Here is a 26,224-nt window from a genome sequence, read left to right as displayed (position 1 = left end):
GGCCGCTATTGCGCGCCGGGGCGCACCAGCCCGCTCTCGTACGCGTACACCGCCGCCTGGACGCGGTCGCGCAGGCCCAGCTTGGTCAGCACATGCCCCACGTGCGTCTTGACGGTGGTCTCGCTGACGAACAGGTCGGCGGCGATCTCCGCGTTGGACAGCCCGCGCGCCACCAGCTTCAGCACCTCGACCTCGCGGTCGGTGAGCGTGTGCAGCGTGTCCGGCACCGGCTCCTCACCGGAGGGCAGATGCGTGGCGTACTTGTCGAGCAGCCGGCGCGTGATGCTCGGCGCGAGCATCGCCTCGCCCGAGGCCACGACCCGGATCGCCTGCACCAGTTCGTTGGCGGGCGCGTCCTTCAACAGGAACCCGCTGGCGCCGGCGCGCAGCGCCTCCACCACGTACTCGTCGAGATCGAACGTGGTCAGCACCAGCACCTTCGCCGGGCCGTCCCGCCCCGGACCGGTGATCTGCCGGGTCGCCTCCACACCGTCCATCCGCGGCATACGGATGTCCATCAGAACCACATCGGGCTGAAGCGCACGCACCTGGTCGAGTGCCTGCAGTCCGTCACCGGCCTCCCCGACGACCGCGATGTCCTGCTCGGCCTCCAGGATCATCCGGAAGCCGGTACGGAGCAGCGGCTGGTCGTCGACCAGTAGGACGCGGATGGCCACGTAAGTCTCCTTCGCTAGTCCGGGCCCATTCTGCCCTGCGCGGGCACGCCCGACTCAGCCGCCCTCACCCGGCGCCGGCTGCACCGGCAGCTCCGCCGCTCGCACCGGCAGCGGATAGGGCGGGGGAGTACCGCCGAACTCCGGGCAGTGGGCCTGGTGGTCGCACCAGCCGCACAGCTTCGTGGGGCGCGGCCGCCAGTCGCCCGTCTCGGTGGCCAGCCGGATCGCCTCCCACAGCGCCAGCAGCTTGCGCTCCACCCGCTCCAGATCGGCGAGGACCGGGTCGTACGTCAGCACCTGGCCGCTGCCGAGGTAGACCAGCTGGAGCCGCCGGGGGATCACGTTCTTCAGCCGCCACACCACCAGGGCGTAGAACTTCATCTGGAACAGGGCACCCTCGGAGTACTCGGGCCGGGGCGCCTTCCCCGTCTTGTAGTCGACGATCCGGACCTCGCCCGTGGGAGCCACGTCGACCCGGTCGATGATGCCGCGCAGCCGCAGCCCGGACTCCAGCTCGGTCTCGACGAACAGCTCCCGCTCGGCCGGCTCCAGACGGCTGGGGTCCTCCAAGGTGAACCAGCGCTCGACGAGCTGCTCCGCCTCGCCCAGCCAGCGCGCCAGCCGCTCGCCCTGCGGATCGTCGGCGAACAGCTCCACGACCTCCGGCCGCGTCTCGCGCAGCCGGTCCCACTGGCCGGGGATCAGCGACTTCGCCCGGGGCGGCGTGCGCTCGGCGGCCGGGGCGTCGAAGAGCCGCTCCAGGACCGCGTGCACCAGCGTTCCCCTCGTCGCCGCCTCGCTCGGCTTCTCGGGCAGCCGGTCGATGACCCGGAAGCGGTAGAGCAGCGGGCACTGCATGAAGTCACTCGCACGCGAGGGGGACAGCGAGGCGGGCGCTATGGCGGTGGTCCCGGTCACGAGGTCGCTCACGGCGGCGGTCTCGGCCGCCGCCTCCGCCACCGTCCGCGCGTCCGCCGCCGTCTCCACTGCCGTCTCCGCGGGCCCGGCCGGGACCGCCGGTTCCTCCGCCGCGGCCCGATTGCTGTCGGGCCGCGGCGCGCCCTCGGTGCTCGTCTCCATGCCCCAGACCATACGGCCCGCCACTGACAGTGACCCAGCCGTGTTCCGTGGGGGAAGCCGGGAGAGGAGGTCGACGTACGGGAAACACAGGGGTGCCGGGGCGGAACGCACCGCGACGGACGCATACCATCGACTCGAGACCTCCCGTCCGGCAGGCGCGGGAGACGCTTCGATCGAGGGGACACCGGTGGACGAGAGCGGCGGGCGCGGGCGGCCGCGGTCCGGCAAGGACGAGTCGGCCGAGCGCCACGCGGGGCCCGCGGCCCGGGCCGCCGAGCCGACCCCCGCCGACGAACAGCCCACGGACGAGCGCCCCTTCACCCCTGAACAGCCCACCCCGGCCCCGGAGCCGACCGGCCCGGCCACGCCCGCGGACACCCCGGCGACCCCTTCGGACGCCCCGCGGGACGACTCGGCGGCGGACCGCCCGACGCGGGGTGACGAATCGCCCGCCGAGCCCGACGCGAACCGTCGTCCGGAGGGCGACCCGCACCCCGACCGCGCCGACGCCGAGAACCCGCACACGGCCCCCACCGACGCCGCCGTACCGGCACCCGCCGTAGGCGAGCGCGACGGCGGTGACGCGCCGGAAGGGGACACCCACCCCGACCGCGCCTCCGCCGACGACCGGCACACGGCACCGGCCCCCACCGACGCCGACGTACCGCAGACGGCACCCGCCCCCGGCGAGCGCGACGGCGGCGACGCGCCGGAGGGGGACACGCACCCCGACCGCGCCTACGCCAGCGGCCCGCACTCGGCCCCCGCCCCCGGCCGGCCCGAGGCGGACCGCCTGCACAAGGCACACGCCCCGGCCCCCGGCTCCGGTGACCACAACCGCCCGCAGCAGCCCTCGGCCCCCGCCCCGGGCACCGGCCACCCGAACCACCACCCCGCCCCGTCCACCCCCACCGACGGCGACCGCCACCTCGCCCACTCCGCCGACGGCAAGGGCCCCGCCCCCCAGCGGCCGGAGCCCCGGGGCGGGCTGCTCATGGGCCGGCCCTTCGGCGTGCCGGTGTACGTCGCGCCGAGCTGGTTCCTCGTCGCCGCGCTGATCACCTGGGTGTTCGGCGGCCAGCTGGAGCGCGTGCTGCCCGAGCTCGGCGCCGCCCGCTACCTGGTCTCCCTCTTCTTCGCGGTCGCCTTCTACGCCTCCGTGCTCGTCCACGAACTGGCGCACACCGTCGCCGCCCTCCGCTTCAAACTCCCGGTCCGCCGCATCCAGCTCCAGTTCTTCGGCGGCGTCTCCGAGATCGAGAAGGAGGCCGAGACCCCCGGCCGGGAGTTCGTGCTGGCCTTCGTCGGGCCCCTGCTCTCCCTCGTCCTCGCCGGCGTCTTCTACGGCGCCGCGCAGACCGTGGAACCCGGCACCGTCCCCGGCGTCCTGCTCGCCGGCCTGATGATCTCCAACCTCATCGTGGCCGCCTTCAACCTCCTGCCCGGCCTTCCCCTCGACGGCGGCCGCATGCTCCGCGCCGTCGTCTGGAAGATCACCGGCAAGCCGATGAAGGGCACCATCGCCGCCGCCTGGGTCGGCCGCGCCCTCGCCGTCTCCGTGCTCATCGGACTGCCCCTGCTGACCCAGTCCGGCGCCCTCGGCACCGACGCCGTCGACAACGTGGGCATGGACACCGTCCTCGACGCCCTGCTCGCCGCGATCCTCGCCGCGATCATCTGGACCGGCGCCGGCAACAGCCTGCGCATGGCCCGCCTGCGCGAGCACCTCCCCGAGCTGCGCGCCCGCGCACTCACCCGCCGCGCGGTCCCCGTCGAGTCGGACACCCCGCTGTCCGAGGCGCTGCGCCGCGCCAACGCCGCCGGGGCCCGCGCCCTGGTCGTCGTCGACCCCGATGGCAAGCCCCTCTCCCTCGTCCGCGAGGCCGCCATCGTCGGCGTGCCCGAACACCGCCGTCCCTGGGTCGCCGTCAGCGGCCTCGCCCAAGACCTCACCGACGGCATGCGCGTCTCGGCGGAGCTCTCCGGCGAGGAACTCCTGGACGCCCTGCGCGCCACCCCGGCCACCGAATACCTCGTGGTGGAGGAGACCGGCGAGATCTATGGCGTCCTGTCGGCGGCCGATGTGGAGCGTGCCTTCGTGAAAGCGATGGCGAGGCCCTCCTAGTGGTCGGTGGCCCTCTCCGGGGCCGGTAGGCTGGTCACATGTCCGAACCGACCGGTGCCGCCCGCAGGCGCGGGCCCTTCAAGGTCGGGGACCAGGTTCAGCTGACCGACCCCAAGGGCCGCCACTACACGTTCACGCTCGAGGCCGGGAAGAACTTCCACACCCACAAGGGTTCCTTCCCCCACGACGAGCTGATCGGCGCTCCCGAGGGCAGCGTTGTCCGCACCACGGGGAACGTCGCCTACCTCGCGCTGCGCCCCCTGCTCCCCGACTACGTCCTGTCCATGCCCCGCGGCGCCGCCGTGGTCTACCCCAAGGACGCGGGGCAGATCCTGGCCTTCGCCGACATCTTCCCCGGCGCACGCGTCGTGGAAGCGGGCGTCGGCTCCGGCTCGCTCAGCAGCTTCCTGCTGCGGGCCATCGGCGACCAGGGCATGCTGCACAGCTACGAGCGCCGCGCCGACTTCGCCGAGATCGCCCAGGCGAACGTCGAGCGCTACTTCGGCGGCCCGCACCCCGCCTGGCAGCTCACCGTCGGCGACCTCCAGGACAACCTGTCCGACGCCGACGTCGACCGCGTCATCCTCGACATGCTGGCTCCCTGGGAGTGCCTGGAGGCCGTCTCCAAGGCGCTCGTCCCCGGCGGCATCCTGTGCTGCTACGTGGCGACCACCACCCAGCTCGCCCGGACCGTCGAGTCCATCCGCGAGATCGGCTGCTTCAACGAGCCGAGCGCCTGGGAGTCGATGATCCGCAACTGGCACATCGAGGGCCTGGCCGTCCGCCCGGACCACCGGATGATCGGCCACACCGGCTTCCTGCTCACCGCGCGCCGCCTCGCCGACGGCGTCGAGCCGCCCATGCGCCGCCGCCGCCCCGCCAAGGGCGCCTACGGCGAGGACTACGCAGGTCCCAACGCCGACGGCGGCGCCGGCCGCTGAGGCGGCCCGTCACCGCGTCCAACGCACCGGCGCCGTGCCGGAGTTCCCGGATCCGTACCGGAACTCCGGCACGGCGCCTTTCCGTTGCCGCCCGGGGTGAACCCTCACCCGACGCCGTTGACCTGCCGCGCGGACCGCGCGGGCCCACGACGCGGTGAGCGGGAGCCGGGCCCGCACAGGCCCGCTGACACGGCGGCAGGAACCGCAACCCTTCAGACTTCCCCGGCGCAGGACGTGCACACCCCGCCGTTCCCTCGCGGTGTGACGTGTGGCACCATGCTGGCCACCCCACCGGCACAGCCTCAGGAGACCCTCCTAGTGCAGTCTTCCGCCGTCCCGGAGCTCGCCCACACCCACACTCGTCCCATCCACTGGCTCGCCACCGCGACCGCCGTCGCGGGCGTCGTGGCCTTCTCCTCGGTCCTGCAGCCCGGCGCGGCGACGGCGGCCCAGCCGGCCGCTCCCGAGACCAAGAGCGCTCCGGCGCACATGACTCCGCCCGACCCGGCCGCGGTGACGTTCCCGATCGAGTGCGGCCCGGTGAAGGCTGTCGTGCAGAAGCGGGCTTCCGGCGACCTCGACGGCGACGGCAGGCCCGAGACGGTGGCCGTGGTCCACTGCGACTCGCCGATGGGCACCCCGCCGGACGGCGTGTACGTCCTGACGCGCGACGCCGACGGGGGCAAACCCCGCGTCGTGGCCACCCTGCTCGACCCCGAGGACGGCACCACTGTCAGCGACTTCGCCGTTCGCCACGGCGCCGTCACAGCAACGCTCCTCGGCTACTCGTCGGCCGACGTGCCGCGTTGCTGCCCCGACGAGAAGAGCGACGCGAAATGGCGTTGGCACGGCGGCTCGTTCGTCCGCTCGACCCCGGCCGGGGCTCGCAGCGTGTGAGACGCATGCGACGGCGCGTGTGAGATATCAGACAGTGGTGACGGAACGTAGAGAAGGAGTCACTCTGCGTCCGGTCCGTAGACCTCGGTCCTGTCCGAAACCCGTCGCACGTGGATGCAGTCGCCCGGACACTCCTTCGCGGAGTCGATCACGTCCGTGAGGAGCGGCAGCGGAACGGGCGTTGTCGCACCCTTGTCCTGGAGCAACTCGTCGTCGGCACTCTTCACATAGGCCAGACCGTCGATGTCCAGCTCGAACACCTCGGGCGCGTACTGGGCGCAGATGCCGTCGCCGGTACACAGGTCCTGGTCGATCCAGACCTCCAGCGCCTCGCCGTCGACCCCGGCCACCTGCTGCACGCTCATCTCTCCTGCCGTTTCTCCGCCGAGCCGTATCGGGAATCCGGCCAGCTCTGGCGGGTGTTGAACAGTTCGACCCTACCTCCGGCTGGGTTCCAATCATGTTCGCTGGGTATTCCCCTGGCGTGAGGGAGAGCGCAAGGGTGAAGATCGGACACACCCCGACCGTCTTTGTGATCTAGGGGTTTCAATCGACACCCGCCCAGGTAGGGTCTGGAAGCGTCCAGCTCCCCTTGGAGGAGGTGAGGACCGTGGCAGCCCACGACGACGACATGAACCGCGGCATCCGCCCGGGACGCGGGTCCGACGACCCGGCCGGGCAGATCGCCTACCTTGAGCAGGAGATCGCCGTCCTGCGACGTAAGCTCGCCGACTCTCCGCGACACACGAGGATTCTCGAAGAGCGGATCGTCGAGCTGCAGACCAATCTGGCCGGCGTGTCCGCACAGAACGAGCGACTCGCCAACACGCTCCGTGAGGCACGTGACCAGATCGTGGCCCTCAAGGAGGAAGTCGACCGGCTCGCGCAGCCGCCGGCCGGCTTCGGGGTCTTCCTGACGGCGAACGAGGACGGCACCGCCGACATCTTCACCGGCGGCCGCAAGCTCAGGGTGAACGTCAGCCCCAGCGTCGAGCTCGAGGAGCTCCGGCGCGGCCAGGAAGTAATGCTCAACGAAGCGCTCAACGTGGTCGAGGCCATGGAGTACGAGCGCGTCGGTGACATCGTCACCCTCAAGGAGATCCTCGAGGACGGCGAGCGGGCCCTCGTGCTCGGGCACACCGACGAGGAGCGGGTGGTACGGCTCGCCGAGCCGCTGCTGGACGTGAACATCCGGCCCGGTGACGCCCTCCTGCTCGAACCCCGCTCGGGCTACGTCTACGAGATCGTTCCGAAGAGCGAGGTCGAGGAACTCGTCCTCGAAGAGGTCCCCGACATCGGCTACGAGCAGATCGGTGGTCTCGGCGGCCAGATCGAGGCCATCCGGGACGCCGTCGAGCTCCCCTACCTCTACCCGGACCTGTTCAAGGAGCACGAACTGCGGCCGCCGAAGGGCGTCCTGCTGTACGGGCCCCCCGGATGCGGCAAGACGCTCATCGCCAAGGCCGTGGCCAACTCGCTGGCCAAGAAGGTCGCCGAGGTGACCGGCCAGGCCGCCGGCAAGAGCTTCTTCCTCAACATCAAGGGCCCCGAGCTCCTGAACAAGTACGTCGGTGAGACGGAGCGGCAGATCCGCCTCGTCTTCCAGCGGGCCCGTGAGAAGGCCAGCGAGGGCACCCCCGTCATCGTCTTCTTCGACGAGATGGAGTCCCTCTTCCGCACCCGTGGCTCCGGTGTCAGCTCGGACGTGGAGAACACCATTGTCCCGCAGCTGCTCGCCGAGATCGACGGTGTGGAGGGCCTGCAGAACGTGGTCGTGATCGGCGCCTCCAACCGTGAGGACATGATCGACCCCGCCATCCTGCGGCCCGGCCGGCTCGACGTGAAGATCAAGATCGAGCGTCCGGACGCCGAGGCGGCCAAGGACATCTTCGGCAAGTACCTCACGGAGCGCCTCCCGCTGCACGGCGACGACCTCGCCGAGCACAGCGGCTCCAAGGCCACCACGGTCCAGAGCATGATCCAGACGGCCGTGGAACACATGTACGCCGAGTCCGAGGAGAACCGCTTCCTGGAGGTCACCTACGCCAACGGTGACAAGGAAGTCCTCTACTTCAAGGACTTCAACTCCGGCGCCATGATCGAGAACATCGTCGGCCGCGCCAAGAAGATGGCGATCAAGGACTTCCTCGAGAAGAACCAGAAGGGCCTCCGCGTCTCCCACCTCCTCCAGGCCTGCGTGGACGAGTTCAAGGAGAACGAGGACCTGCCGAACACCACCAACCCGGACGACTGGGCCCGGATCTCCGGAAAGAAGGGCGAACGGATCGTGTACATCCGTACGCTCATCACCGGAAAGCAGGGTGCGGACACCGGACGCTCCATCGACACGGTGGCGAACACCGGTCAGTACCTGTAAAAGGCAGGGCGGCTGCGGGTGCCCTCGGCGGGTACCCGCAGCCGACTGTTTTTCAGGCCACGGCTGGAGCAACGCAATGACGCAAATGATCTCCCCACCAGCGCAAAGGCGTTCTAGGCTCTTCCGTACCGCCGAGTCGCGCAGTGCGGGGACGGGCACCGCACACGCAACCGAGCGCCAGCGGTATCTGAGTGGCGCCCACGACCGAGGGTGCCGCCGGGCAAGGAGGGCCGCATGACCGTACGGCGAGTAATGGGCATCGAGACGGAGTACGGGATCTCCGTCCCCGGCCACCCCAACGCCAATGCCATGCTCACCTCGTCCCAGATCGTGAACGCCTACGCGGCGGCGATGCACCGGGCCCGCCGGGCCCGCTGGGACTTCGAGGAGGAGAATCCGCTGCGGGACGCGCGAGGCTTCGACCTCGCCCGCGAAGCCGCGGACTCCAGCCAGCTCACCGATGAGGACATCGGCCTGGCCAACGTGATCCTCACCAACGGTGCACGGCTCTACGTCGACCACGCACACCCCGAGTACAGCTCCCCCGAGGTGACCAATCCCCGGGACGCCGTCCTCTGGGACAAAGCCGGCGAGCGGATCATGGCAGAGGCCGCGGAACGGGCCGCTCAGCTGCCCGGTGCCCAGCCGATCCACCTGTACAAGAACAACACCGACAACAAGGGCGCGTCCTACGGCACGCACGAGAACTACCTGATGAAGCGGGAGACCCCCTTCTCGGACATCGTGCGCCACCTGACGCCGTTCTTCGTCTCCCGCCAGGTCTTCGCCGGAGCCGGCCGCGTCGGCATCGGCCAGGACGGGCACGAGCACGGCTTCCAGCTCAGCCAGCGGGCCGACTACTTCGAGGTCGAGGTCGGCCTCGAGACGACGCTCAAGCGCCCGATCATCAACACCCGCGACGAGCCGCACGCGGACGCCGAGAAGTACCGGCGCCTGCATGTGATCATCGGCGACGCGAACCTCTCGGAGATCTCGACCTACCTCAAGCTGGGCACGACCTCGCTGGTGCTGTCGATGATCGAGGACGGTTTCATCGCCGTCGACCTGGCCGTCGACCAGCCCGTCCGCACGCTCCACCAGGTCTCGCACGACCCGTCGCTGAAGCGCCTGATCACGCTCCGCAGCGGCCGCACGCTCACGGCGGTCCAGTTGCAGATGGAGTACTACGAGCTGGCGCGCAAGTACGTGGAGGAGCGGTTCGGGGCCGACGCCGACGACCAGACCAAGGACGTCCTGTCCCGCTGGGAGGACACCCTCACCCGTCTGGAGCACGACCCGATGAGTCTGGCCGGGGAGCTGGACTGGGTCGCCAAGCGGGAACTCATGGAGGGCTACCGGCGCCGGGACAACCTCGACTGGGACGCGGCGCGACTGCACCTGGTCGACCTCCAGTACGCGGACGTACGGCCCGAGAAGGGCCTGTACAACCGTCTGGTGGCCCGCGGGCGCATGAAGCGGCTGCTGACCGACGCGGACGTGGAGCGGGCCCGTACGGTGCCGCCGGAGGACACCCGGGCGTACTTCCGCGGCCGCTGCCTGGAGCAGTACGCGGACGACGTCGCGGCGGCCTCCTGGGACTCGGTGATCTTCGATCTGCCGGGCCGGGACTCGCTGCAGCGGGTCCCAACCCTGGAACCGCTTCGCGGAACGCGTAATCACGTCAAGGAGCTCCTGGACCGCTGCCGCACCGCGGAAGACCTGGTCAGGGTCCTGTCGGGCGGGTGAACGCGTTGAGCGGGTACTCGTCGGGAACCGGCCGGACAGGGTGGAAAAGCCCTGGTCCGGGAATCATCGAGGTGGCCCCCGTACGTTGGAGCAACTGCGGGGCCATTGTCAGACCCGGCGAGTAGGGTCTGATCTTGACCGAGCAACTGTGTCGGGCGAACCGAGCGGGGTGAGGGATATGGCGACCAAGGACACCGGCGGCGGACAGCAGAAGGCCACCCGGTCCACCGAGGAGGTCGAGGAGCAGACTGCGGAGACGCAGGGCTCCGAGGACCTCAAGGAGCGTCAGGAGAAGCTGAGCGACGACGTGGACTCGGTCCTGGACGAGATCGATGATGTGCTCGAAGAAAATGCCGAGGATTTCGTGCGCTCCTTCGTTCAAAAGGGTGGCCAGTAAGGCGCCTGAGCCTTCACTCCGAAGGTGAACGGGGTGCGTGGTGACGGACGAGCCGGGCGCGGAGCGCTGCGCGCGGGGTGGTGCACGACCTGATGCCCCGTGTGCGGCGCTCCGGGCGTCGGTGGGCTGCGGAGCCCGCCGGCCCGCCCGTGTGTGCGCGGCGCGCAAGTGCGGCGCCGCCCCGGCGGAGTTGGTCCCGCCGGGCATGTGGATCACCGCCGAAGGACGGGTAGGGTCCGAGGCATACCGAGCCCCCGGTGGCAACCGGACCGGGGTTGTTCCAAGGATCGGCCCGACGTCACAGGGCGGGCTGTCGCATACGTGGAAGGAATCGCGTGGAAGCCAACACTCGTAGCACCGGGCGTCTACCAGCTGCCTTCCTGACGCCAGGGTCCTCCTCCTTCATGGACTTCCTGTCCGAGCACCAGCCGGAGATCCTGCCCGGCAACCGGCAACTGCCCCCCACCCAGGGCGTGATCGAGGCACCGCACGGGACCACGATCGTGGCCGTGACGTTCCCCGGTGGTGTGGTCCTCGCCGGTGACCGGCGGGCCACGATGGGCAACGTCATCGCGCAGCGGGACATCGAGAAGGTCTTCCCGGCCGACGAGTACTCGGCGGTGGGCATCGCCGGCACGGCGGGCCTGGCCGTGGAGATGGTGAAGCTGTTCCAGCTGGAGCTGGAGCATTTCGAGAAGGTCGAGGGCGCCCAGCTGTCCCTCGAGGGCAAGGCGAACCGGCTGTCGACGATGATCCGCTCCAACCTCGGCATGGCCATGCAGGGCCTGGCCGTGGTGCCGCTGTTCGCCGGGTACGACGTGGACCGCGGCAAGGGCCGGATCTTCTCCTACGACGTCACCGGCGGCCGCTCCGAAGAGCACCACTACGCGGCCACCGGCTCCGGGTCGATCTTCGCTCGCGGTGCGATGAAGAAGCTCTTCCGGGACGACCTCAGCGAGGCCGAGGCCACCACACTGGTGATCCAGGCGCTCTACGACGCGGCAGACGACGACTCGGCGACCGGTGGTCCCGATGTCGCCCGCCGGATCTATCCCATCGTCACCGTGATCACCGACGACGGCTTCCGCCGGCTCACCGAGAACGAGGCGTCCGAGATCGCGCGCTCGATTCTCGAGCGGCGGCTGGAGCAGCCCGACGGGCCGCGGGCCGCGCTGCTGTAGCGGCGATCGTCTTCGTGAGGGTGGTCCAGTGAACCGACGGAATCTTCCAGAGAGGGACGGATAACCGGTGTCGACGCCGTTCTATGTCTCACCCCAGCAGGCCATGGCCGACCGGGCGGAGTACGCCCGGAAGGGCATCGCCCGTGGTCGCAGCCTGGTCGTGCTGCAGTTTGCCGACGGCATCGTGTTCGTCGGCGAGAACCCGTCCCGTGCGCTGCACAAGTTCAGCGAGATCTACGACCGGATCGGCTTCGCGGCCGCCGGCAAGTACAACGAGTACGAGAACCTGCGGATCGGCGGCGTGCGCTACGCCGACCTGAGGGGTTACACCTACGACCGGGACGATGTGACGGCCCGGGGCCTGGCGAACGTGTACGCGCAGACGCTGGGCACGATCTTCTCGAGCGCGGCCGAGAAGCCGTACGAGGTGGAGCTGGTCGTCGCCGAGGTCGGGGAGACGCCCGAGGGCGACCAGATCTACCGGTTGCCGCACGACGGTTCCATCGTGGACGAGCACGGCTCGGTCGCGGTGGGCGGCAATGCCGAGCAGATCAGCAGCTATCTGGACCAGCGCCATCAGGAGGGCATGACGCTGGCGGAGGCGCTGAAGCTGGCGGTGCAGGCGCTGTCCCGTGACACCAACGGCAGCGAGCGGGAGATCCCCGCGGAGCGGCTCGAGGTGGCGGTGCTGGACCGCACCCGGCCGCAGAAGCGCAAGTTCAGGCGGATCAGCGGGCCTCAGCTGTCCCGTCTGCTCGCTGCGGGTGCCGCCGGCGGTGATGTGGAGGGGGCGTCGGAGGACGCCGAGTAGTTCTGACGTGGTGTGACGCGCTCCGGTCGGTGGTTTGTGGCCGGGGCGCGTCCGCTGCTTCTGGCGCCGGTGGGGGTGCGTGTTCGTTTCACCTGGAGGTGGGTGGGGGTGCGCGTTCGCTTCGCCTGACCGTGGGGTGTGGGTCGGGGCCGCGCCGGGGGGTGTCCGTCCTCGGAACGGCGCGATGGACCTTCATACCGACTGACTGGCGTTGACGCGCCAACCGCTGCGGGCGGACACCCCCCGACACGACCCCTTGCGTGGTCCGGCGGGTGCGGGAGCGTCGTGGCCCGCCCAGCCGCGGGCATGCGTGCCGCTGGGGGCGGCACGGGTGGGCGCAGCGGCACCCCGTTCCGCCGGGCTGCGGACCCACCGGCCCCCGCGGCAACGGCCCCCACAGTCAACGCGGTGGGGCCGTGGAGCTTCGTACCATCAGCTGTACCGGGATGTCCCCGCTCTCGGGGGCGCGGTCCTCCAGGACGGCCAGCAGGGCCCGCATGCCGTGCTCGCCGAAGAGCTCGGCGTCGAGGTGGACCGTGGTCAGCTCCGGGTCCATGGCCGTCGCGAGGGCGAGGTCGTCGACGCCGGTGACCGACAGGTCGTCCGGGATGCGCAGTCCCAGACGGCGGGCCGCCTTGTACGTGCCGGCCGCGAGCTGGTCGTCGTCGCAGATCACGGCGGTGGGGCGAGCGCCGGGAGCCGAGAGCGCCGCCTCGGCGGAAGCCACGGCCCCCTCGATGGAGATCGGGGCCCGGGCCGTGCGGACCGACGTGCCCGGTACCTCCGCCAGCCTCGCCGCCAGCTCCCGGGCGCGTACCTCGAAGGTCCAGGAGGGGACGTCCGCCGCCAGGTGGATGAAGCGGCGGTGGCCCAGGGACAGCAGGTGCTCCGCGACCTGGCGGACGCCGTCGGCGATGTCCAGGTTCACCGTCGCCGCGCCCAGGCTCCCGGCCGGGTCGCTGTCCAGCATCACCAGGGGGAGCGCCTCGCCGCGGATCGCGGTCAGCGCGTCGGCGGCCATGGACGAGGCGATGACGCCGTCCAGTGCGGCCTGCGCCGAGGCGAAGGGGTCGCGGGCGGGACCGATGCCCTCGGGGGAGGGGTACAGGACCACGCCGAAGCCGTGCTCGGCCGCGACGCGGGCGGCGCCGGTGTAGACGCCGGCGAAGAACTCCGTGGTGAGGGCGGGGACGACCAGGAGGACCGTGCGGGTACGGCCCAGGCGCAGGTTGCGGGCGGCCAGGTTCGGGCGGTAGCCCAGGTCGCGGGCGGCCTCGCGGACGCGCTCGGCGGTCGCCTCGGAGACCCGGCCGCGCCATTTGTCGCCGAGGACCAGGGACACGGCTGCCTGGGAGACGCCGGCGGCCTGGGCGACGTCCCGGCTCGTGGGGCGGGTGCTGCCTCGTGCCACCGTCGGCCTGCTCCTTCGTCTGGACTCGTGAACAGCGGACATGGTACGTATGGAAACCGAAGTTATACGTACAACCTTAGGCGGGGACGGCGGGGACATGGCCACGGGATACCTGGAGATCCTTCGGGCGCGGCACGCCGCCCGACTGCTCGTCGGCACGCTGGTCGGCCGGATGCCCAACGCCACGGCCGCTATCGCGATCGTGCTGTTCGTCCGGGCGGAGGGCGGCACGTACAGCCTGGCGGGGGCGCTGGCGGCCGTCTACGGCGTCGCCAACGCCGTCGGGCAGCCCGTGCTGGGCAGGATCGTGGACCTGCGCGGGCAGCCGCGTGTGCAGCTGCCGGCGGCCGTCCTCTCCGCGCTCGCGATGGCCCTCTTCGCTTTCTGGGGCATCGGGTCGCTGCCGCTCGCCTACGCGGCCGTCGCCGGAGCCGGGCTCTTCACGCCGCCGCTGGAGGGCGGGCTGCGGGCGCTGTGGCCCTCCGTGCTGCGCCGGGAGGACCAGGTGCACACGGCGTACGCCATGGATGCCGTGGCCCAGGAGGTGATGTTCACCGTCGGGCCGCTGCTCGTGACGCTGTGCACGTCCCTGTGGTCGGCCCAGGCCGCGCTGCTCGTGCTGAACGTGATCGGGGTGCTGGGGGCGCTGTCCGTCGTCGTCTCGCCGCCCTCGCGTGCCTGGCGGTCGGCGCCGCGGGAGGCGCACTGGCTCGGCGCGCTGCGCTCGGCGGGACTGCTCGCGCTGCTGGCGGCGTTCCTGTTCATCGGGATGGCGCTCGGATCCATCACGGTCGCCTCGGTGCCCTACGCGGACGCCCACGGGGGCGACGCCGTGTACGGCTGGCTGATGGCGGCCCTGGGATTCGGTGCGCTGGTCGGCGGCACCCTCTACGGGGCCCGGCAGTGGGCCGGTGAGCCCGCGCGGCGACTCCAGGTGCTGGTGGGCCTTCTGGTGGTGTGTTACCTCCCGCTGATGCTCATGCCGGACGCGGTGCCCATGGTGGCGCTCACCGCGCTCGCCGGGGTCTTCCTCGCGCCCGCCATCGCCTGCGCGTTCGTCCTGGTCGACCGTCATGCGCCGCGGGGCACGGTCACCGAGGCGTTCTCCTGGCTGGTGACGACGTTCACCGTGGGCCACTCGGTCGGAGCGGGCGTCGCGGGGCCCGTCGTCGAGGCGGGCGGGGCCCTGTGGGGCTTCGCCGTGCCGGGTGTCGCCGGTGGCGTGTCTCTGCTGGTTTTGACCGCCACAGGACGGGTAGTCGCAGCTCCCGGCCAGGGAGCGGTTGTTGTGTCCGGTTCGGAAAATGATCCAAACCGTGCCCCCGAACCCCGTTTCAGTTCAGGGGATCGGGCGTAATGTTCCCTCATGGACCGCCGCATTTTCGGGCTGGAGAACGAGTACGGCGTCACGTGCACGTTCAGGGGACAGCGCCGCCTGTCTCCTGACGAGGTGGCGCGGTACCTCTTCCGCCGTGTCGTGTCATGGGGCCGCAGCAGCAATGTCTTTCTGCGAAACGGCGCCCGCCTCTATCTCGACGTGGGATCGCATCCGGAATACGCGACACCGGAATGCGACAACGTGACCGAACTGGTCACCCACGACAAAGCAGGCGAGCGCATTCTCGAAGGACTCCTGGTGGACGCCGAACGACGCCTGCACGAGGAGGGAATCGCGGGCGACGTCTACCTCTTCAAGAACAACACCGACTCGGCGGGCAACTCCTACGGCTGCCACGAGAACTATCTGGTCGCCCGGCACGGGGAGTTCTCCCGACTCGCGGACATTCTGATTCCGTTCCTGGTCACCCGGCAACTGCTCTGCGGTGCCGGCAAGGTGCTGCAGACGCCGCGCGGCGCCGTGTACTGCGTCAGCCAGCGAGCCGAACACATCTGGGAGGGCGTCTCCTCGGCGACGACCCGCTCCCGGCCCATCATCAACACGCGTGACGAGCCGCACGCGGACGCCGAGCGCTACCGCCGCCTGCACGTCATCGTGGGCGACTCCAACATGTCCGAGACGACCATGCTGCTCAAGGTCGGGGCCACCGACTTGGTGCTGCGCATGATCGAGGCGGGCACCGTGATGCGGGACCTCACCCTGGAGAACCCGATCCGGGCGATCCGCGAGGTCAGCCACGACATCACGGGTCGCCGCAAGGTGCGCCTGGCCAGCGGACGCGAGGCCTCTGCCCTGGAGGTACAGCGCGAGTACTACGAGAAGGCCCTGGACTTCTGCGAGCGCCGGGGCATCCGCACCGGCACCGTCGAGCAGGTCCTGGAGCTGTGGGGCCGCACCCTGGACGCGATCGAGGCCGAGGACCTCGACCGTATCGGCACCGAGATCGACTGGGTCATGAAGTACAAGCTCATCGAGCGGTACCGCGCCAAGCACAACATGACCATGTCGCACCCGCGGGTCGCGCAGATAGACCTCGCCTACCACGACATCCACCGTCGTCGTGGCCTGTACTACCTGCTCGAGAAGAAGGGCCAGGCGGCCCGTATCTGCAACGACTTGAAGATCTTCGAGGGCAAGTCCGTTCCGCCGCAGACCACTCGGGCCCGGCTGCGCGGCGACTTCATCCGGCGGGCCCAGGAACAGCGCCGTGACTTCACGGTCGACTGGGTCCACCTCAAGCTCAACGACCAGGCCCAGCGGACCGTGCTGTGCAAGGACCCGTTCCGTTCCGTGGACGACCGGGTGGAGAAGCTGATCGCCGGAATGTGAGCCTGGTCCGGCCCTTCCGAATGCCGATGTCCGGAGGTTTTCACACCTTCGGGCATCGGCCTTTTCCGGCCCGGCTCCGGCCGCGGGGAGCGGCCCGGACGACGTCGTGTCGCGGGGTGAGGCGAGTGCGGAGCGTGTACGCCGTAGAGTGGCGCCCATTGCCCCCCACTCCCGATCCCAGTTGGACTGATGAACTACAACACGAAACGACTCGTGGCCGCGCTGCTGGCCGTTCCCGCCCTGTTGTTCACCGCCGCGTGCGGATCGGACGACGGGAACAACGGTGAAGCGGCCGGAGGCGTCGCCGAGATCAAGGGGAAGGTCGGGGCGAAGCCCGAGATCTCCGTGCCCAAGGACGGCAAGCCGTCCGACAAGACCGTGGTCAAGACGGTCTCGGCGGGCAGCGGAACCCCGATCAAGGGCTCCGACTTCGTCCGGCTGGACTGGACCGTCGAGAAGTGGGGCGGTGACCAGGAACTCGGCGGCACCTGGGCCGCGGGGGCGACGGGTGACAAGGCGCCCCGTCGGCAGTCCATCGAGCAGATCGGCAAGCCGAGCCAGCAGCTTCCGGAGAAGGTCCTCGACGCGGTGAAGGGCAAGAAGCCCGGCAGCCGCATCCTGGTGCAGGGCACCGCGGGCGATCTGATCGGCCAGAGCCTGAACACCTCCTCCGGGATCTCCGCCAAGGACGTGCTGATCTGGGTGGTCGACCCGGTCGGCGCCGCGAGTGTCGACGTCAAGGCCGAGGCCAAGGGTGAGCAGGCGCCGTCCGAGCCGGGCATGCCCGAGGTGAAGTCCCCGTCGCAGAAGGCCGCGGTCATCACCGTCCCCAAGGGCGAGAAGGCTCCCAAGGACCTCAAGGAGCAGGTGCTGATCAAGGGCGACGGCAAGAAGGTCGAGGCCGGCCAAGGCCTCATCGCCCAGTACACCGGGGTCAAGTGGGAGGACGGCAAGAAGTTCGACTCCTCCTGGGACCACGGCGGCGCCACCGCCTTCCAGATCGGCAACGGCTCCGTGGTGGCAGGCTGGGACAAGGGCCTCGTCGGCAAGCACGTGGGCGACCGGGTGCTGCTGGTGATCCCGCCCTCGCTGGGCTACGGCGCGAGCCCCCAGAGCGAGCTGGCCAAGAACACACTGGTCTTCACGGTGGACATCCTCGGCACGGTCTGACCCGGCCGGTCTGTGAGACTGTCCCCGACGCAGGTCACGTAACAAGGAGAGATGAAGTGAGCATCGACAAGCCCGAGATCGACTTCCCGGGCGGCGAGCCCCCGGCGGACCTCGAGATCAAGGACATCTGGGAGGGCGACGGCCCGGTCGCGCAGGCCGGCCAGACCGTCACCGTGCACTACGTGGGTGTCTCCTTCAGCACGGGCGAGGAGTTCGACGCCAGCTGGAACCGCGGCACCCCGTTCCGCTTCCCGCTGGGCGGCGGCCGTGTCATCAAGGGCTGGGACCAGGGCGTGCAGGGCATGAGGGTCGGCGGCCGCCGCCAGCTGACCATCCCCGCCCACCTCGCCTACGGCAACCAGAGCCCGTCGCCTCTGATCAAGGCCGGCGAGACGCTGATCTTCGTGGTCGACCTGCTCGGGGTCTGAGCAAGCTCCGACAGACTCGATCATGTGGGGCCCATGCCTGTTCGGGCATGGGCCCTCGGCTTTTGCCGTGCCACCGTGTGGCGGTACGGTCATCGCTCGTAAGCACCATAGGGAGGCGAAGCGCGTCGATGGCCATTGCCAAGGCCGAGCGGCTGATGAACCTGGCGCTGTGTCTGCTCGGGACACGCCGGCCGCTCAGCAAGCGTGAGCTGCGCGACTCCATCGAGGCCTACGTCGAGGCCTTCGGGCCGGGCAACGGCGCGACCGGCTCCGATGATTCCTTCAACCGTATGTTCGAGCGCGACAAGGACGACCTGCGCGAACTCGGGCTGGTCATCGAGACCGTCGAGAACCTCGACGGCGAGGTCGGCTACCTGGCCCGCCGTGACAGCAACCGCCTCCCGCCCATCACCCTGGACGCCGAGGAGGCCGCCGCCCTCGGGCTCGCCGCCAAGGTCTGGCAGCAGGCCCGGCTCGCCGGAGCGGCCAGCGGCGCCCTGCAGAAGCTGCGTGCGGCCGGACTCCCCGAGGACGTCGACCCGTACGGGTCGCACGGCGCGCTGGAGCCGCGCATTCCCGTGCACGAGGCCGCGTTCGAGCCGCTGATGCTGGCCTGCCGGGACCGCCGGCCCGTCGCCTTCGACTACCGCAAGGCCACCGCGGCCCACCCCGAGCAGCGGCACGTGGAGCCGTGGGCGCTGGAGTGCTGGCGGGGCCACTGGTACCTGGCGGGCTGGGACCGCGACCGGGGCGCCGAGCGGGTCTTCCGGCTGTCGCGGATCACCGGCAAGGTCCGCTCGCGCGGCGGCCGGTACACCGCTCCCGTACCGGACGTCGTCACCGTCCGGGAGACCGTGGCGAGCTGGGCCGGCGAGGTCGCCGACCGCTCGGCGCGGATCCGGCTGCGTGCCGGCGCGGGGTACCCCCTTCGGGCGAAGGCCACCTCCGTCCGGGAACTCGGCGACGGCTGGGACGAGTTGGAGATTCCGTACGGCCACGGGCTGGACGCCTGGCTGGTGGAGTTCGGGCCGGACGTGGTCGTCCTGGAGCCCGCGGAGCTGCGGGCCGACGTGGTGGACCGGCTGCGGGCCGTGGCCAAGGGCTGAGGGGGAGCGGAAAGACAGTGGCAGGCAAACCGGTCAGGCCCGTGAACGCCATCGACCAGACCCGGCGGATGCTCTCGCTGGTGACGTATCTGAAGGAGCGCCCCGGAGCCCGGGTCGAGGACGTCGCGCGCGCCTTCGGCATCAGCGAGGACGAGCTGGTCTCCGACCTCGACGTGCTGCCCATGTGCGGCACCAGCTTCCGCGGCGGCGACCTGCTCGACATCGACACCGACGGCGAGCGCATCTGGTGGCACAACCCGGCCGCCCTGGCGGCGGAAGCGGCCGAACCGCTCAGACTCGCCGCGGACGAGGCCACCGCCCTGCTCGTCGCCGCCCGGGCGGTGTCCACGCTGCCCGGACTGCGCGAGAGCGACCGGCAGGCGCTGCTGCGCGCGACGGCCAAGGTGGAGACGGCGGCCGGCGAGGCGGCGGGCGCCAGCTCGCGTCTGTCGGTGACCTTCGAGTCCGAGGGCGGCGTCTTCGCGGACGTCGACCGGGCGATCGCCGAGCGCCGCAGGCTGTGGATCCGCTACTACTCGCCCGCGCGCGACGAGCTCACCGAGCGGGAGATCGACCCCATCCGCCTGGTGAGCGTCGGGCACACCTATGTCGAGGCCTGGTGCCGCCGCTCCGAGGCGCGCCGCACCTTCCGGCTCGACCGGGTCGCCGAGATCAAGATTTTGGACGAGCCGTCGGCGCCGCCCGAGATCGAGCTGCGGGACCTGTCGGAAGCGCTGGTGCAGCCCGCGGCCGAGGACCCGGAGGTCGTGGTCGAGGTCGGGCCCGGCGGCCGCTGGGTCGCGGAGTACTACCCGCACGACAGTGCGGATGAGCTGCCGGACGGCGGACTGCGTATCACTCTGCGGACCCCCGACCCGGCGTCGCTGCGGCGCCTGGCCCTGCGGCTCGGGCGGGACGGCCGGATCGTCTCGCCGCCGGAGCTCGCCGACAGCGCCCGCCAGGCGGCCCGCGAGGCGCTGACGGCGTACGACGGGATCGAGGCGGCGCGGACGACGCGCGTCGTGGAGGCCGACGCGCGCGAGCAGCACGCGGCGCACGCGGTTCCGGACGGGCCGGGCGACGGACCCGAGTGAGCCGCGGGCGCCCCTCGGGGTCCATGGCCGGGCAGGGCCGCCGGACCGCGGCACCGGGCGTGGCGCCCCGGAGGCGAACGACCCCAGAAAGAGGAGCGAGGGCTTGAACGAGTCGGCGACGTCCGGTGGTGTCGGGGACATGACGGTGGAGTCCGCGTTCGCCGGAATGAGAAGCGTGACCCCGGTCGTGTTCAGGGCGGGCTGCCCCGACTGCCGCGGGTCCTTCGAGCTCGCCGCGGGCGCCCTGCGCCTGGCCATCGGCGCCACGAACCGCACCACCTTCTACTCCTTCACCTGCCCGCAGTGCGGTGCGTCGGTCCGCAAGCCGGCGGGGGAGCGGATCGTGGAGCTGCTCACCGGCGGCGGTGTGCGGACCCTGCGGCTGCACTCCACCGTCTAGAGGGTCGGGGCGTTCGCCCGTTCAGGAAGGTCTAGGCTCGGCGTCATGTTCTGGCCGATGTTCGCGGTTGCTGTGGGTTTCGTGGGTCTCGTCGTGCTCGGGGTGCTCGCCGTGCGGGTCTTCGTGGAGGCACAGCGGCTGGGCAGGCAGGTCACGGACTCGGCCCGCCGTATCAACCGGGCCGCCGAGGACCTGGAGCGGGCGGCGGAGACCGCGGCCCGATCCGTGGACGCTCTGTGAGCCGGCCGGGCGTCGGCCATGAGTTGCTTTTGGGACACTTCGCCCTGTCACCTCGGCGGTTCGTACAGGTACGCTGCTGGTCGCGGCCCGGTTAACGAGGCACTGGTCGCGGACGGGAGTACGCACAGGGGATGCAGAGGGATTGCCTCACGTTTACCCCCGAGCGTTACGATCGCTGCCAACACGATCGTTCGGACATGTGTCCGACCGGTCGGACAGCACCCCACCACAGCCGCCTCGGTGAGAAGGTAAAGACTTATGTTCGGAAGGCTCGGAGCCCCCGAGATCATTCTCATCCTCGTCGTCATCATCCTGCTGTTCGGCGCGAAGAAGCTTCCGGACATGGCTCGGTCGCTCGGCAAGTCCGCCCGCATCCTCAAGAGCGAGGCGAAGGCGATGAAGGACGAGAGCAAGTCCTCCACGACCCCGGCGGGCCCGCCCAACACCGACGAGTCCTCGCAGCGCACCATCCAGGCAGCGCCCGGTGACGTGACCAGCTCGCGCCCGGTCAGCGAGCCCACGGACACGACCAAGCGCTGACGCAGGGCCGGTGACCTCCGGCCCGCCGCACGAGATGGGAACGTGGGTTGCTGAAGTCTGCCCGCAAGCAGGAGAGGGATCCCGAGGGGCGCATGCCCCTCGCGGAGCACCTTCGCGAGCTCCGCAACCGGCTCGCCAAGGCGATGCTGGCGATCGTCGTCGTCACGGTCTTCGCCGCCTTCTTCTACAACGACATCATCAACTTGATCACCAAGCCGATCCTCGACTCGGTCGGCTGTGACAAGACCTTCGCGGAGCTGGCCCAGTCGCAGCCGGGTACGAAGCCCTGTGCGCAGATCACCATCAACGGCCTGCTCACCCCCTTCACGCTGGCGCTGAAGGTGTCGCTGATGGCCGGTGTCGTGCTGGCCTCGCCGATCTGGCTCTACCAGCTGTGGGCCTTCGTCGCCCCGGGCCTGCACCGGCACGAGAAGAAGTACGCCTACGCCTTCGTCGGCACGGGCGCGCCGCTGTTCATCGTCGGCGCGTACTTCGCGTACACGGTGCTCCCCACCACGGCCAAGGTGCTCCTGGAGTTCACCCCGGGCGGCACGTCCAACCTCCTTCCGCTGGACGACCTGCTCGACCTGGTCATGCGGATGGTGCTCGTCTTCGGCCTCTCCTTCGAGCTGCCGCTGCTGCTGGTCATGCTCAACCTCACCGGGGTACTGACCGGCCAGCGCATGCTCGGCTGGTGGCGCGGCATGATCATGGGCATCACGGTCTTCGCGGCCATCGCCACCCCCAGCACCGACCCGCTGACCATGCTGGCGCTGGCGGCGCCGATCTGGATCCTGTACTTCGCAGCCGTCGCCTTCTCCCTGGTCAACGATCGCCGCAAGGCCCGACGCGAGGCCCTCGGCCCCGCCGACGACGAGGCCTCCGAGCTGGATCTCACCCCCGACGACATCGGCGAGATCGAGCCCGTGACCACCAGCCGGGCCGCCCTGCCCGAGCAGGCGAGCTCGGACCGCTCGGACCGGGTCAACGGTTATGACGACGTGACCTGAAGATCGACGGACAGCTCATAGGGTCGGTCCCGTGACCAGCGAGATCACCCTCTTCGTCAACCCCACCGCGGGCCGCGGCCGGGGCGCCCGCGCGGCGCAGCCGGCCGCTTCCGCGTTGCGGGCGGCCGGCTTCTCGGTGCGGACGGTCCTCGGGGAGGACGCCACGGACGCCCTGGTCCGCGCGCGTGCCGCCGTCGAGGCCGGCACGGGCGCGCTGATCGCCGTCGGGGGCGACGGGATGGCGGCCCTCGCGCTGCGGGCGGTCGCGGGCACCCGCACCCCGCTCGGCCTGGTCGCCGTCGGAACCGGCAACGACTTCGCCCGCGCCCTCGGCCTGCCCGTGCGGCAGCCGGCCGCCGCGGGCCGCATGATCGCCGACGCCCTCAAGTGCGGCCGGATCCGCGACATCGACCTCGGGCAGGTCGGCGACCGCTGGTTCGGCACGGTCCTCGCCTCCGGCTTCGACTCCCGCGTCAACGACCGCGGCAACCGCATGCGATGGCCCACCGGCCGCCTCAAGTACGACCTGGCGATGATCGGCGAACTCGCCGGGTTCCGTCCCGTCCCGTACCGGATCCGGCTCGACGACGACGAGGTCCTGGAGGTCGAGGCGACCCTCGTGGCCGTCGGCAACGGCTCCTCCTACGGCGGCGGCATGCGGATCTGCCCCGGCGCCGACCTGACCGACGGACTGTTCGACGTCACGGTGGTCGGGGACTGCAGCCGCACCACACTGCTGCGGGTGTTCCCGAGGGTGTACCGGGGGACGCACGTCGACCACCCCAAGGTGACCGTGCTGCGGGCGACCCGCGTCGAGATCGCCGCCGAGGGCGTCACCGGCTACGCCGACGGGGAGCCGCTCGGTCCGCTGCCGCTCAGTGCGCGCTGCGTGCGCGGGGGCGTGCGGGTCGTCGGTCCCTGAGGTCCGCTGCCCCTGAGCTGCGCCGATCCCTGGTTTCACAGGAACGGATCCGGATAATGATCGTCCTGTTGTCAGTGCGGCCCGGTACGCTCGAAAGCACGATGACAGAGGACCTCTCACCGGCCGAGCGGTACGCGGCAGCCCGCCTGCGGGCAGCCGAGCAGGCCACCGCGCTCGCGGGCTTCCGCGAGATGTACGACTTCGGTCTCGACCCCTTCCAGATCGAGGCCTGCCAGGCGCTCGAAGCGGGGAAGGGCGTGCTCGTCGCGGCGCCCACCGGCTCCGGCAAGACGATCGTCGGCGAGTTCGCCGTCCACCTCGCCCTCCAGCAGGGCAAGAAGTGCTTCTACACGACACCCATCAAGGCGCTGTCGAACCAGAAGTACGCCGACCTGTGCCGCCGCTACGGCGCGGACAAGGTGGGCCTGCTCACCGGCGACAACAGCGTCAACTCCGAGGCGCCGGTGGTCGTGATGACCACCGAGGTGCTGCGGAACATGCTGTACGCCGGTTCCCAGACCCTCCTGGGTCTCGGATACGTGGTCATGGACGAGGTGCACTACCTCTCCGACCGGTTCCGGGGTGCCGTGTGGGAAGAAGTGATCATTCACCTTCCCGAGTCGGTCACGCTCGTCTCGCTCTCGGCGACCGTGTCGAACGCCGAGGAGTTCGGCGACTGGCTCGACACGGTCCGCGGCGACACCGAGGTGATCGTCTCCGAGCACCGGCCCGTGCCGCTGTTCCAGCACGTGCTGGCCGGGCGGCGGATGTACGACCTGTTCGAGGAGGGCGAGGGCCACAAGAAGGCCGTCAACCCCGACCTCACGCGCATGGCGCGCATGGAGGCGAGCCGGCCGTCGTACCAGGACCGGCGGCGCGGCCGGTCCATGCGCGAGGCCGACCGTGAGCGCGAGCGCCGGCAGCGGTCCCGGATCTGGACGCCGAGCCGGCCCGAGGTCATCGAGCGGCTCGACGCCGAGGGGCTGCTGCCCGCCATCACCTTCATCTTCAGCCGCGCCGCCTGCGAGGCCGCCGTCCAGCAGTGCCTGCACGCGGGACTGCGCCTCAACGACGAGGAGGCGCGGGAACGAGTCCGCACCCTGGTCGAGGAGCGCACCGCCTCCATCCCGACCGAGGACCTGCACGTCCTCGGCTACTACGAGTGGCTCGAGGGCCTGGAGCGCGGCATCGCCGCCCACCACGCGGGCATGCTGCCGACCTTCAAGGAGGTCGTCGAGGAACTCTTCGTGCGCGGCCTGGTCAAGGCCGTGTTCGCGACCGAGACCCTCGCCCTCGGCATCAACATGCCCGCCCGCTCGGTGGTGCTGGAGAAGCTCGTCAAGTGGAACGGCGAGCAGCACGCGGACATCACGCCGGGCGAGTACACGCAGTTGACGGGACGCGCGGGGCGACGCGGCATCGACGTCGAGGGCCACGCCGTGGTGCTGTGGCAGCGCGGCTCCAGCCCCGAGCACCTCGCGGGCCTGGCCGGCACGCGCACCTACCCGCTGCGGTCCAGCTTCAAGCCGTCGTACAACATGGCGGTCAACCTGGTCGAGCAGTTCGGGCGGCACCGCTCGCGTGAGCTGCTGGAGACGTCCTTCGCGCAGTTCCAGGCGGACAAGTCGGTCGTCGGCATCTCCCGGCAGGTGCAGCGCAACGAGGAAGGTCTGGAGGGCTACAAGGCCTCCATGACCTGCCACCTCGGCGACTTCGAGGAGTACGCAAGGCTGCGCCGCGAACTGAAGGACCGGGAGAACGAGATCGCCCGGCAGGGCGCGGCACAGCGGCGCGCCGAGGCCGCCGTCGCGCTGGAGAAGCTGAAGCCCGGTGACGTCATCCACGTGCCCACCGGCAAGTACGCCGGCCTGGCGCTGGTGCTCGACCCGGGCCTGCCCGCGGGCCGTTCGAACGGCCACCGCGGCTTCGAGCACCACGACGGGCCGCGCCCGCTGGTGCTGACCGCCGAGCGGCAGGTGAAGCGGCTGGCGTCGATGGACTTCCCGGTCCCCGTCGAACCGCTGGAGCGGATGCGGATCCCGAAGTCCTTCAACCCCCGCTCCCCGCAGTCCCGTCGGGACCTCGCGTCGGCGCTGCGCACCAAGGCCGGGCACATCCCGGCCGAGAAGCACCGCAAGCGGCGCTCCCAGGCGGCCGACGACCGTGAGATCGCCCGGCTGCGGACAGCGCTCCGCGCTCATCCCTGCCACGGCTGCAACGACCGTGAGGACCACGCCCGTTGGGCCGAGCGGTACCACCGGCTGCTGCGCGACACCTCGCAGCTGGAGCGGCGGATCGAGGGCCGCACGAACACGATCGCCCGGACGTTCGACCGCATCGTGGCGCTGCTGACCGAGCTGGACTACCTGCGCGGCGACGAGGTCACCGAGCACGGCAAGCGGCTCGCGCGGCTGTACGGCGAGCTGGACCTGCTCGCCAGCGAGTGTCTGCGCGCGGGTGTCTGGGAGGACCTGGGCCCGGCCGAACTGGCCGCGTGCGTCTCGGCGCTGGTGTTCGAGGCGCGGGCCGCGGACGACGCGATGGCGCCGAAGGTGCCGTCCGGGAAGGCCAAGGCCGCGCTGGGCGAGATGGTGCGGATCTGGGGGCGGCTGGACGCGCTGGAGGAGGACTTCCGGATCACCCAGACCGAGGGGGTCGGGCAGCGCGAGCCCGATCTCGGCTTCGCCTGGGCCGCGTACGAGTGGGCCTCAGGGAAGGGGCTCGACGAGGTGCTGCGCGAGGCGGAGATGCCGGCGGGGGACTTCGTGCGGTGGTGCAAGCAGGTCATCGACGTGCTCGGGCAGATCGCGGCGGCTGCTCCGCAGGGGTCCAGTGTCGTGAAGAACGCGCGTAAGGGCGTTGATCTGCTGCTGCGGGGGGTTGTCGCCTACTCGTCGGTGGGGTGACCGTTTGCTGCGCGGGTGCCGGCCGTAGGTCGTTGCT

The 26,224-nt window shown here is 70.7% G+C and carries 24 protein-coding genes; 20 read left to right on the top strand and 4 right to left on the bottom strand.

The genetic code is table 11. From position 1 onward, the window contains the following. Positions 1–5: 5 nt before the first annotated feature. A complete protein-coding gene (locus IE153_RS10750; protein ID WP_097215673.1) occupies positions 6–677 on the bottom strand; it encodes a response regulator in 672 nt (223 codons plus the stop codon). 54 nt (positions 678–731) lie between these two features. Then, entirely contained in the window at positions 732–1,757 is a 1,026-nt protein-coding gene (locus tag IE153_RS10745) for a RecB family exonuclease (RefSeq protein ID WP_229828962.1), read from the bottom strand. A 187-nt stretch (positions 1,758–1,944) separates the two neighbouring features. On the opposite strand from IE153_RS10745, the gene IE153_RS10740 reads away from it, so the two are divergent. The 3 genes from IE153_RS10740 to IE153_RS10730 all read left to right on the top strand — a co-directional run bounded on the left by IE153_RS10740 (position 1,945) and on the right by IE153_RS10730 (position 5,720). Beyond that, positions 1,945–3,882, top strand: coding sequence for a site-2 protease family protein (locus IE153_RS10740; protein WP_189589495.1), 1,938 nt, complete (start codon positions 1,945–1,947; stop codon positions 3,880–3,882). A gap of 38 nt (positions 3,883–3,920) precedes the next feature. Then, positions 3,921–4,823 (top strand): tRNA (adenine-N1)-methyltransferase, encoded by a 903-nt coding sequence (locus tag IE153_RS10735; RefSeq protein ID WP_031108685.1) that lies wholly within the window; start codon positions 3,921–3,923, stop codon positions 4,821–4,823. Positions 4,824–5,141: 318 nt separating this feature from the next. Beyond that, positions 5,142–5,720, top strand: a complete 579-nt coding sequence (locus tag IE153_RS10730) for a hypothetical protein (protein WP_189589494.1) — start codon at positions 5,142–5,144, stop codon at positions 5,718–5,720. A 59-nt stretch (positions 5,721–5,779) separates the two neighbouring features. On the opposite strand, the gene IE153_RS10725 is transcribed toward IE153_RS10730, so the two are convergent. After that, positions 5,780–6,085 (bottom strand): ferredoxin, encoded by a 306-nt coding sequence (locus IE153_RS10725; protein ID WP_031108683.1) that lies wholly within the window; start codon positions 6,083–6,085, stop codon positions 5,780–5,782. 245 nt (positions 6,086–6,330) lie between these two features. Here IE153_RS10725 and arc point away from each other — a divergent pair, with 245 nt between their 5' ends. From arc to prcA, 5 genes are all read left to right on the top strand, one after another. After that, a complete protein-coding gene (arc, locus tag IE153_RS10720; RefSeq protein WP_030848606.1) occupies positions 6,331–8,097 on the top strand; it encodes a proteasome ATPase in 1,767 nt (588 codons plus the stop codon). Positions 8,098–8,331: 234 nt separating this feature from the next. Beyond that, a complete protein-coding gene (gene dop / locus IE153_RS10715; RefSeq protein ID WP_356236037.1) occupies positions 8,332–9,843 on the top strand; it encodes a depupylase/deamidase Dop in 1,512 nt (503 codons plus the stop codon). A 178-nt stretch (positions 9,844–10,021) separates the two neighbouring features. Continuing rightward, positions 10,022–10,240, top strand: coding sequence for a ubiquitin-like protein Pup (locus tag IE153_RS10710; RefSeq protein WP_185009365.1), 219 nt, complete (start codon positions 10,022–10,024; stop codon positions 10,238–10,240). Positions 10,241–10,575: 335 nt separating this feature from the next. After that, on the top strand, positions 10,576–11,421 hold the full coding sequence (gene prcB, locus IE153_RS10705; RefSeq protein WP_189589493.1) for a proteasome subunit beta: 846 nt from the start codon (positions 10,576–10,578) through the stop codon (positions 11,419–11,421). Positions 11,422–11,488: 67 nt separating this feature from the next. Further along, complete coding sequence (gene prcA / locus IE153_RS10700; RefSeq protein ID WP_189589492.1) at positions 11,489–12,232, top strand: proteasome subunit alpha; 744 nt, start codon at positions 11,489–11,491, stop codon at positions 12,230–12,232. A gap of 400 nt (positions 12,233–12,632) precedes the next feature. Here prcA and IE153_RS10695 read toward each other — a convergent pair whose 3' ends face one another. After that, positions 12,633–13,685, bottom strand: coding sequence for a LacI family DNA-binding transcriptional regulator (locus IE153_RS10695; protein ID WP_189589491.1), 1,053 nt, complete (start codon positions 13,683–13,685; stop codon positions 12,633–12,635). A gap of 55 nt (positions 13,686–13,740) precedes the next feature. Here IE153_RS10695 and IE153_RS10690 point away from each other — a divergent pair, with 55 nt between their 5' ends. The 12 genes from IE153_RS10690 to IE153_RS10635 all read left to right on the top strand — a co-directional run bounded on the left by IE153_RS10690 (position 13,741) and on the right by IE153_RS10635 (position 26,187). Next, on the top strand, positions 13,741–15,000 hold the full coding sequence (locus IE153_RS10690; protein WP_189589490.1) for an MFS transporter: 1,260 nt from the start codon (positions 13,741–13,743) through the stop codon (positions 14,998–15,000). Positions 15,001–15,009: 9 nt separating this feature from the next. Then, positions 15,010–16,371: a Pup--protein ligase gene (gene pafA / locus IE153_RS10685; protein ID WP_031106199.1), complete on the top strand. Its 1,362-nt coding sequence runs from the start codon at positions 15,010–15,012 to the stop codon at positions 16,369–16,371. Positions 16,372–16,560: 189 nt separating this feature from the next. Beyond that, entirely contained in the window at positions 16,561–17,541 is a 981-nt protein-coding gene (locus IE153_RS10680) for an FKBP-type peptidyl-prolyl cis-trans isomerase (protein ID WP_189589489.1), read from the top strand. Between the two features lie 56 nt (positions 17,542–17,597). Beyond that, positions 17,598–17,969, top strand: a complete 372-nt coding sequence (locus tag IE153_RS10675; RefSeq protein WP_189589488.1) for an FKBP-type peptidyl-prolyl cis-trans isomerase — start codon at positions 17,598–17,600, stop codon at positions 17,967–17,969. Between the two features lie 128 nt (positions 17,970–18,097). Beyond that, positions 18,098–19,075, top strand: coding sequence for a helix-turn-helix transcriptional regulator (locus tag IE153_RS10670; RefSeq protein ID WP_031106196.1), 978 nt, complete (start codon positions 18,098–18,100; stop codon positions 19,073–19,075). A gap of 17 nt (positions 19,076–19,092) precedes the next feature. Further along, on the top strand, positions 19,093–20,169 hold the full coding sequence (locus IE153_RS10665) for a helix-turn-helix transcriptional regulator (protein WP_229828961.1): 1,077 nt from the start codon (positions 19,093–19,095) through the stop codon (positions 20,167–20,169). Between the two features lie 103 nt (positions 20,170–20,272). Continuing rightward, positions 20,273–20,569, top strand: a complete 297-nt coding sequence (locus IE153_RS10660) for a hypothetical protein (RefSeq protein ID WP_189589487.1) — start codon at positions 20,273–20,275, stop codon at positions 20,567–20,569. Between the two features lie 45 nt (positions 20,570–20,614). Beyond that, positions 20,615–20,809, top strand: coding sequence for a G protein-coupled receptor family protein (locus IE153_RS10655; RefSeq protein ID WP_097215657.1), 195 nt, complete (start codon positions 20,615–20,617; stop codon positions 20,807–20,809). Positions 20,810–21,067: 258 nt separating this feature from the next. Next, the gene (gene tatA / locus IE153_RS10650; protein ID WP_030848648.1) at positions 21,068–21,349 is read left to right on the top strand and encodes a Sec-independent protein translocase subunit TatA; all 282 of its coding nucleotides are present in this window, start codon (positions 21,068–21,070) and stop codon (positions 21,347–21,349) included. Positions 21,350–21,396: 47 nt separating this feature from the next. Then, positions 21,397–22,359, top strand: a complete 963-nt coding sequence (tatC, locus tag IE153_RS10645; RefSeq protein ID WP_189589486.1) for a twin-arginine translocase subunit TatC — start codon at positions 21,397–21,399, stop codon at positions 22,357–22,359. Between the two features lie 31 nt (positions 22,360–22,390). Next, a complete protein-coding gene (locus IE153_RS10640) occupies positions 22,391–23,281 on the top strand; it encodes a diacylglycerol kinase (RefSeq protein WP_189589485.1) in 891 nt (296 codons plus the stop codon). Between the two features lie 56 nt (positions 23,282–23,337). Further along, positions 23,338–26,187, top strand: a complete 2,850-nt coding sequence (locus tag IE153_RS10635) for a DEAD/DEAH box helicase (RefSeq protein WP_189589484.1) — start codon at positions 23,338–23,340, stop codon at positions 26,185–26,187. Positions 26,188–26,224: the final 37 nt, after the last annotated feature.

Source organism: Streptomyces massasporeus, from assembly GCF_014648995.1.
GTDB lineage: Bacteria > Actinomycetota > Actinomycetes > Streptomycetales > Streptomycetaceae > Streptomyces > Streptomyces massasporeus.
The sequence above is the reverse complement of the archived record's forward strand: the minus strand, read 5'-3'. Positions and strand labels throughout refer to the sequence as shown.

Coding starts and splice junctions, on each gene's coding strand:
- IE153_RS10745 (WP_229828962.1), bottom strand. CDS start 1,757: ATGGAGACGAGCACCGAGGGCGCGCCGCGGCCCGACAGCAATCGGGCC.
- IE153_RS10735 (WP_031108685.1), top strand. CDS start 3,921: ATGTCCGAACCGACCGGTGCCGCCCGCAGGCGCGGGCCCTTCAAGGTC.
- IE153_RS10725 (WP_031108683.1), bottom strand. CDS start 6,085: ATGAGCGTGCAGCAGGTGGCCGGGGTCGACGGCGAGGCGCTGGAGGTC.
- dop (WP_356236037.1), top strand. CDS start 8,332: ATGACCGTACGGCGAGTAATGGGCATCGAGACGGAGTACGGGATCTCC.
- IE153_RS10710 (WP_185009365.1), top strand. CDS start 10,022: ATGGCGACCAAGGACACCGGCGGCGGACAGCAGAAGGCCACCCGGTCC.
- IE153_RS10695 (WP_189589491.1), bottom strand. CDS start 13,685: ATGTCCGCTGTTCACGAGTCCAGACGAAGGAGCAGGCCGACGGTGGCA.
- IE153_RS10690 (WP_189589490.1), top strand. CDS start 13,741: ATGGCCACGGGATACCTGGAGATCCTTCGGGCGCGGCACGCCGCCCGA.
- pafA (WP_031106199.1), top strand. CDS start 15,010: ATGGACCGCCGCATTTTCGGGCTGGAGAACGAGTACGGCGTCACGTGC.
- IE153_RS10680 (WP_189589489.1), top strand. CDS start 16,561: ATGAACTACAACACGAAACGACTCGTGGCCGCGCTGCTGGCCGTTCCC.
- IE153_RS10670 (WP_031106196.1), top strand. CDS start 18,098: ATGGCCATTGCCAAGGCCGAGCGGCTGATGAACCTGGCGCTGTGTCTG.
- IE153_RS10655 (WP_097215657.1), top strand. CDS start 20,615: ATGTTCTGGCCGATGTTCGCGGTTGCTGTGGGTTTCGTGGGTCTCGTC.
- tatA (WP_030848648.1), top strand. CDS start 21,068: ATGTTCGGAAGGCTCGGAGCCCCCGAGATCATTCTCATCCTCGTCGTC.
- IE153_RS10635 (WP_189589484.1), top strand. CDS start 23,338: ATGATCGTCCTGTTGTCAGTGCGGCCCGGTACGCTCGAAAGCACGATG.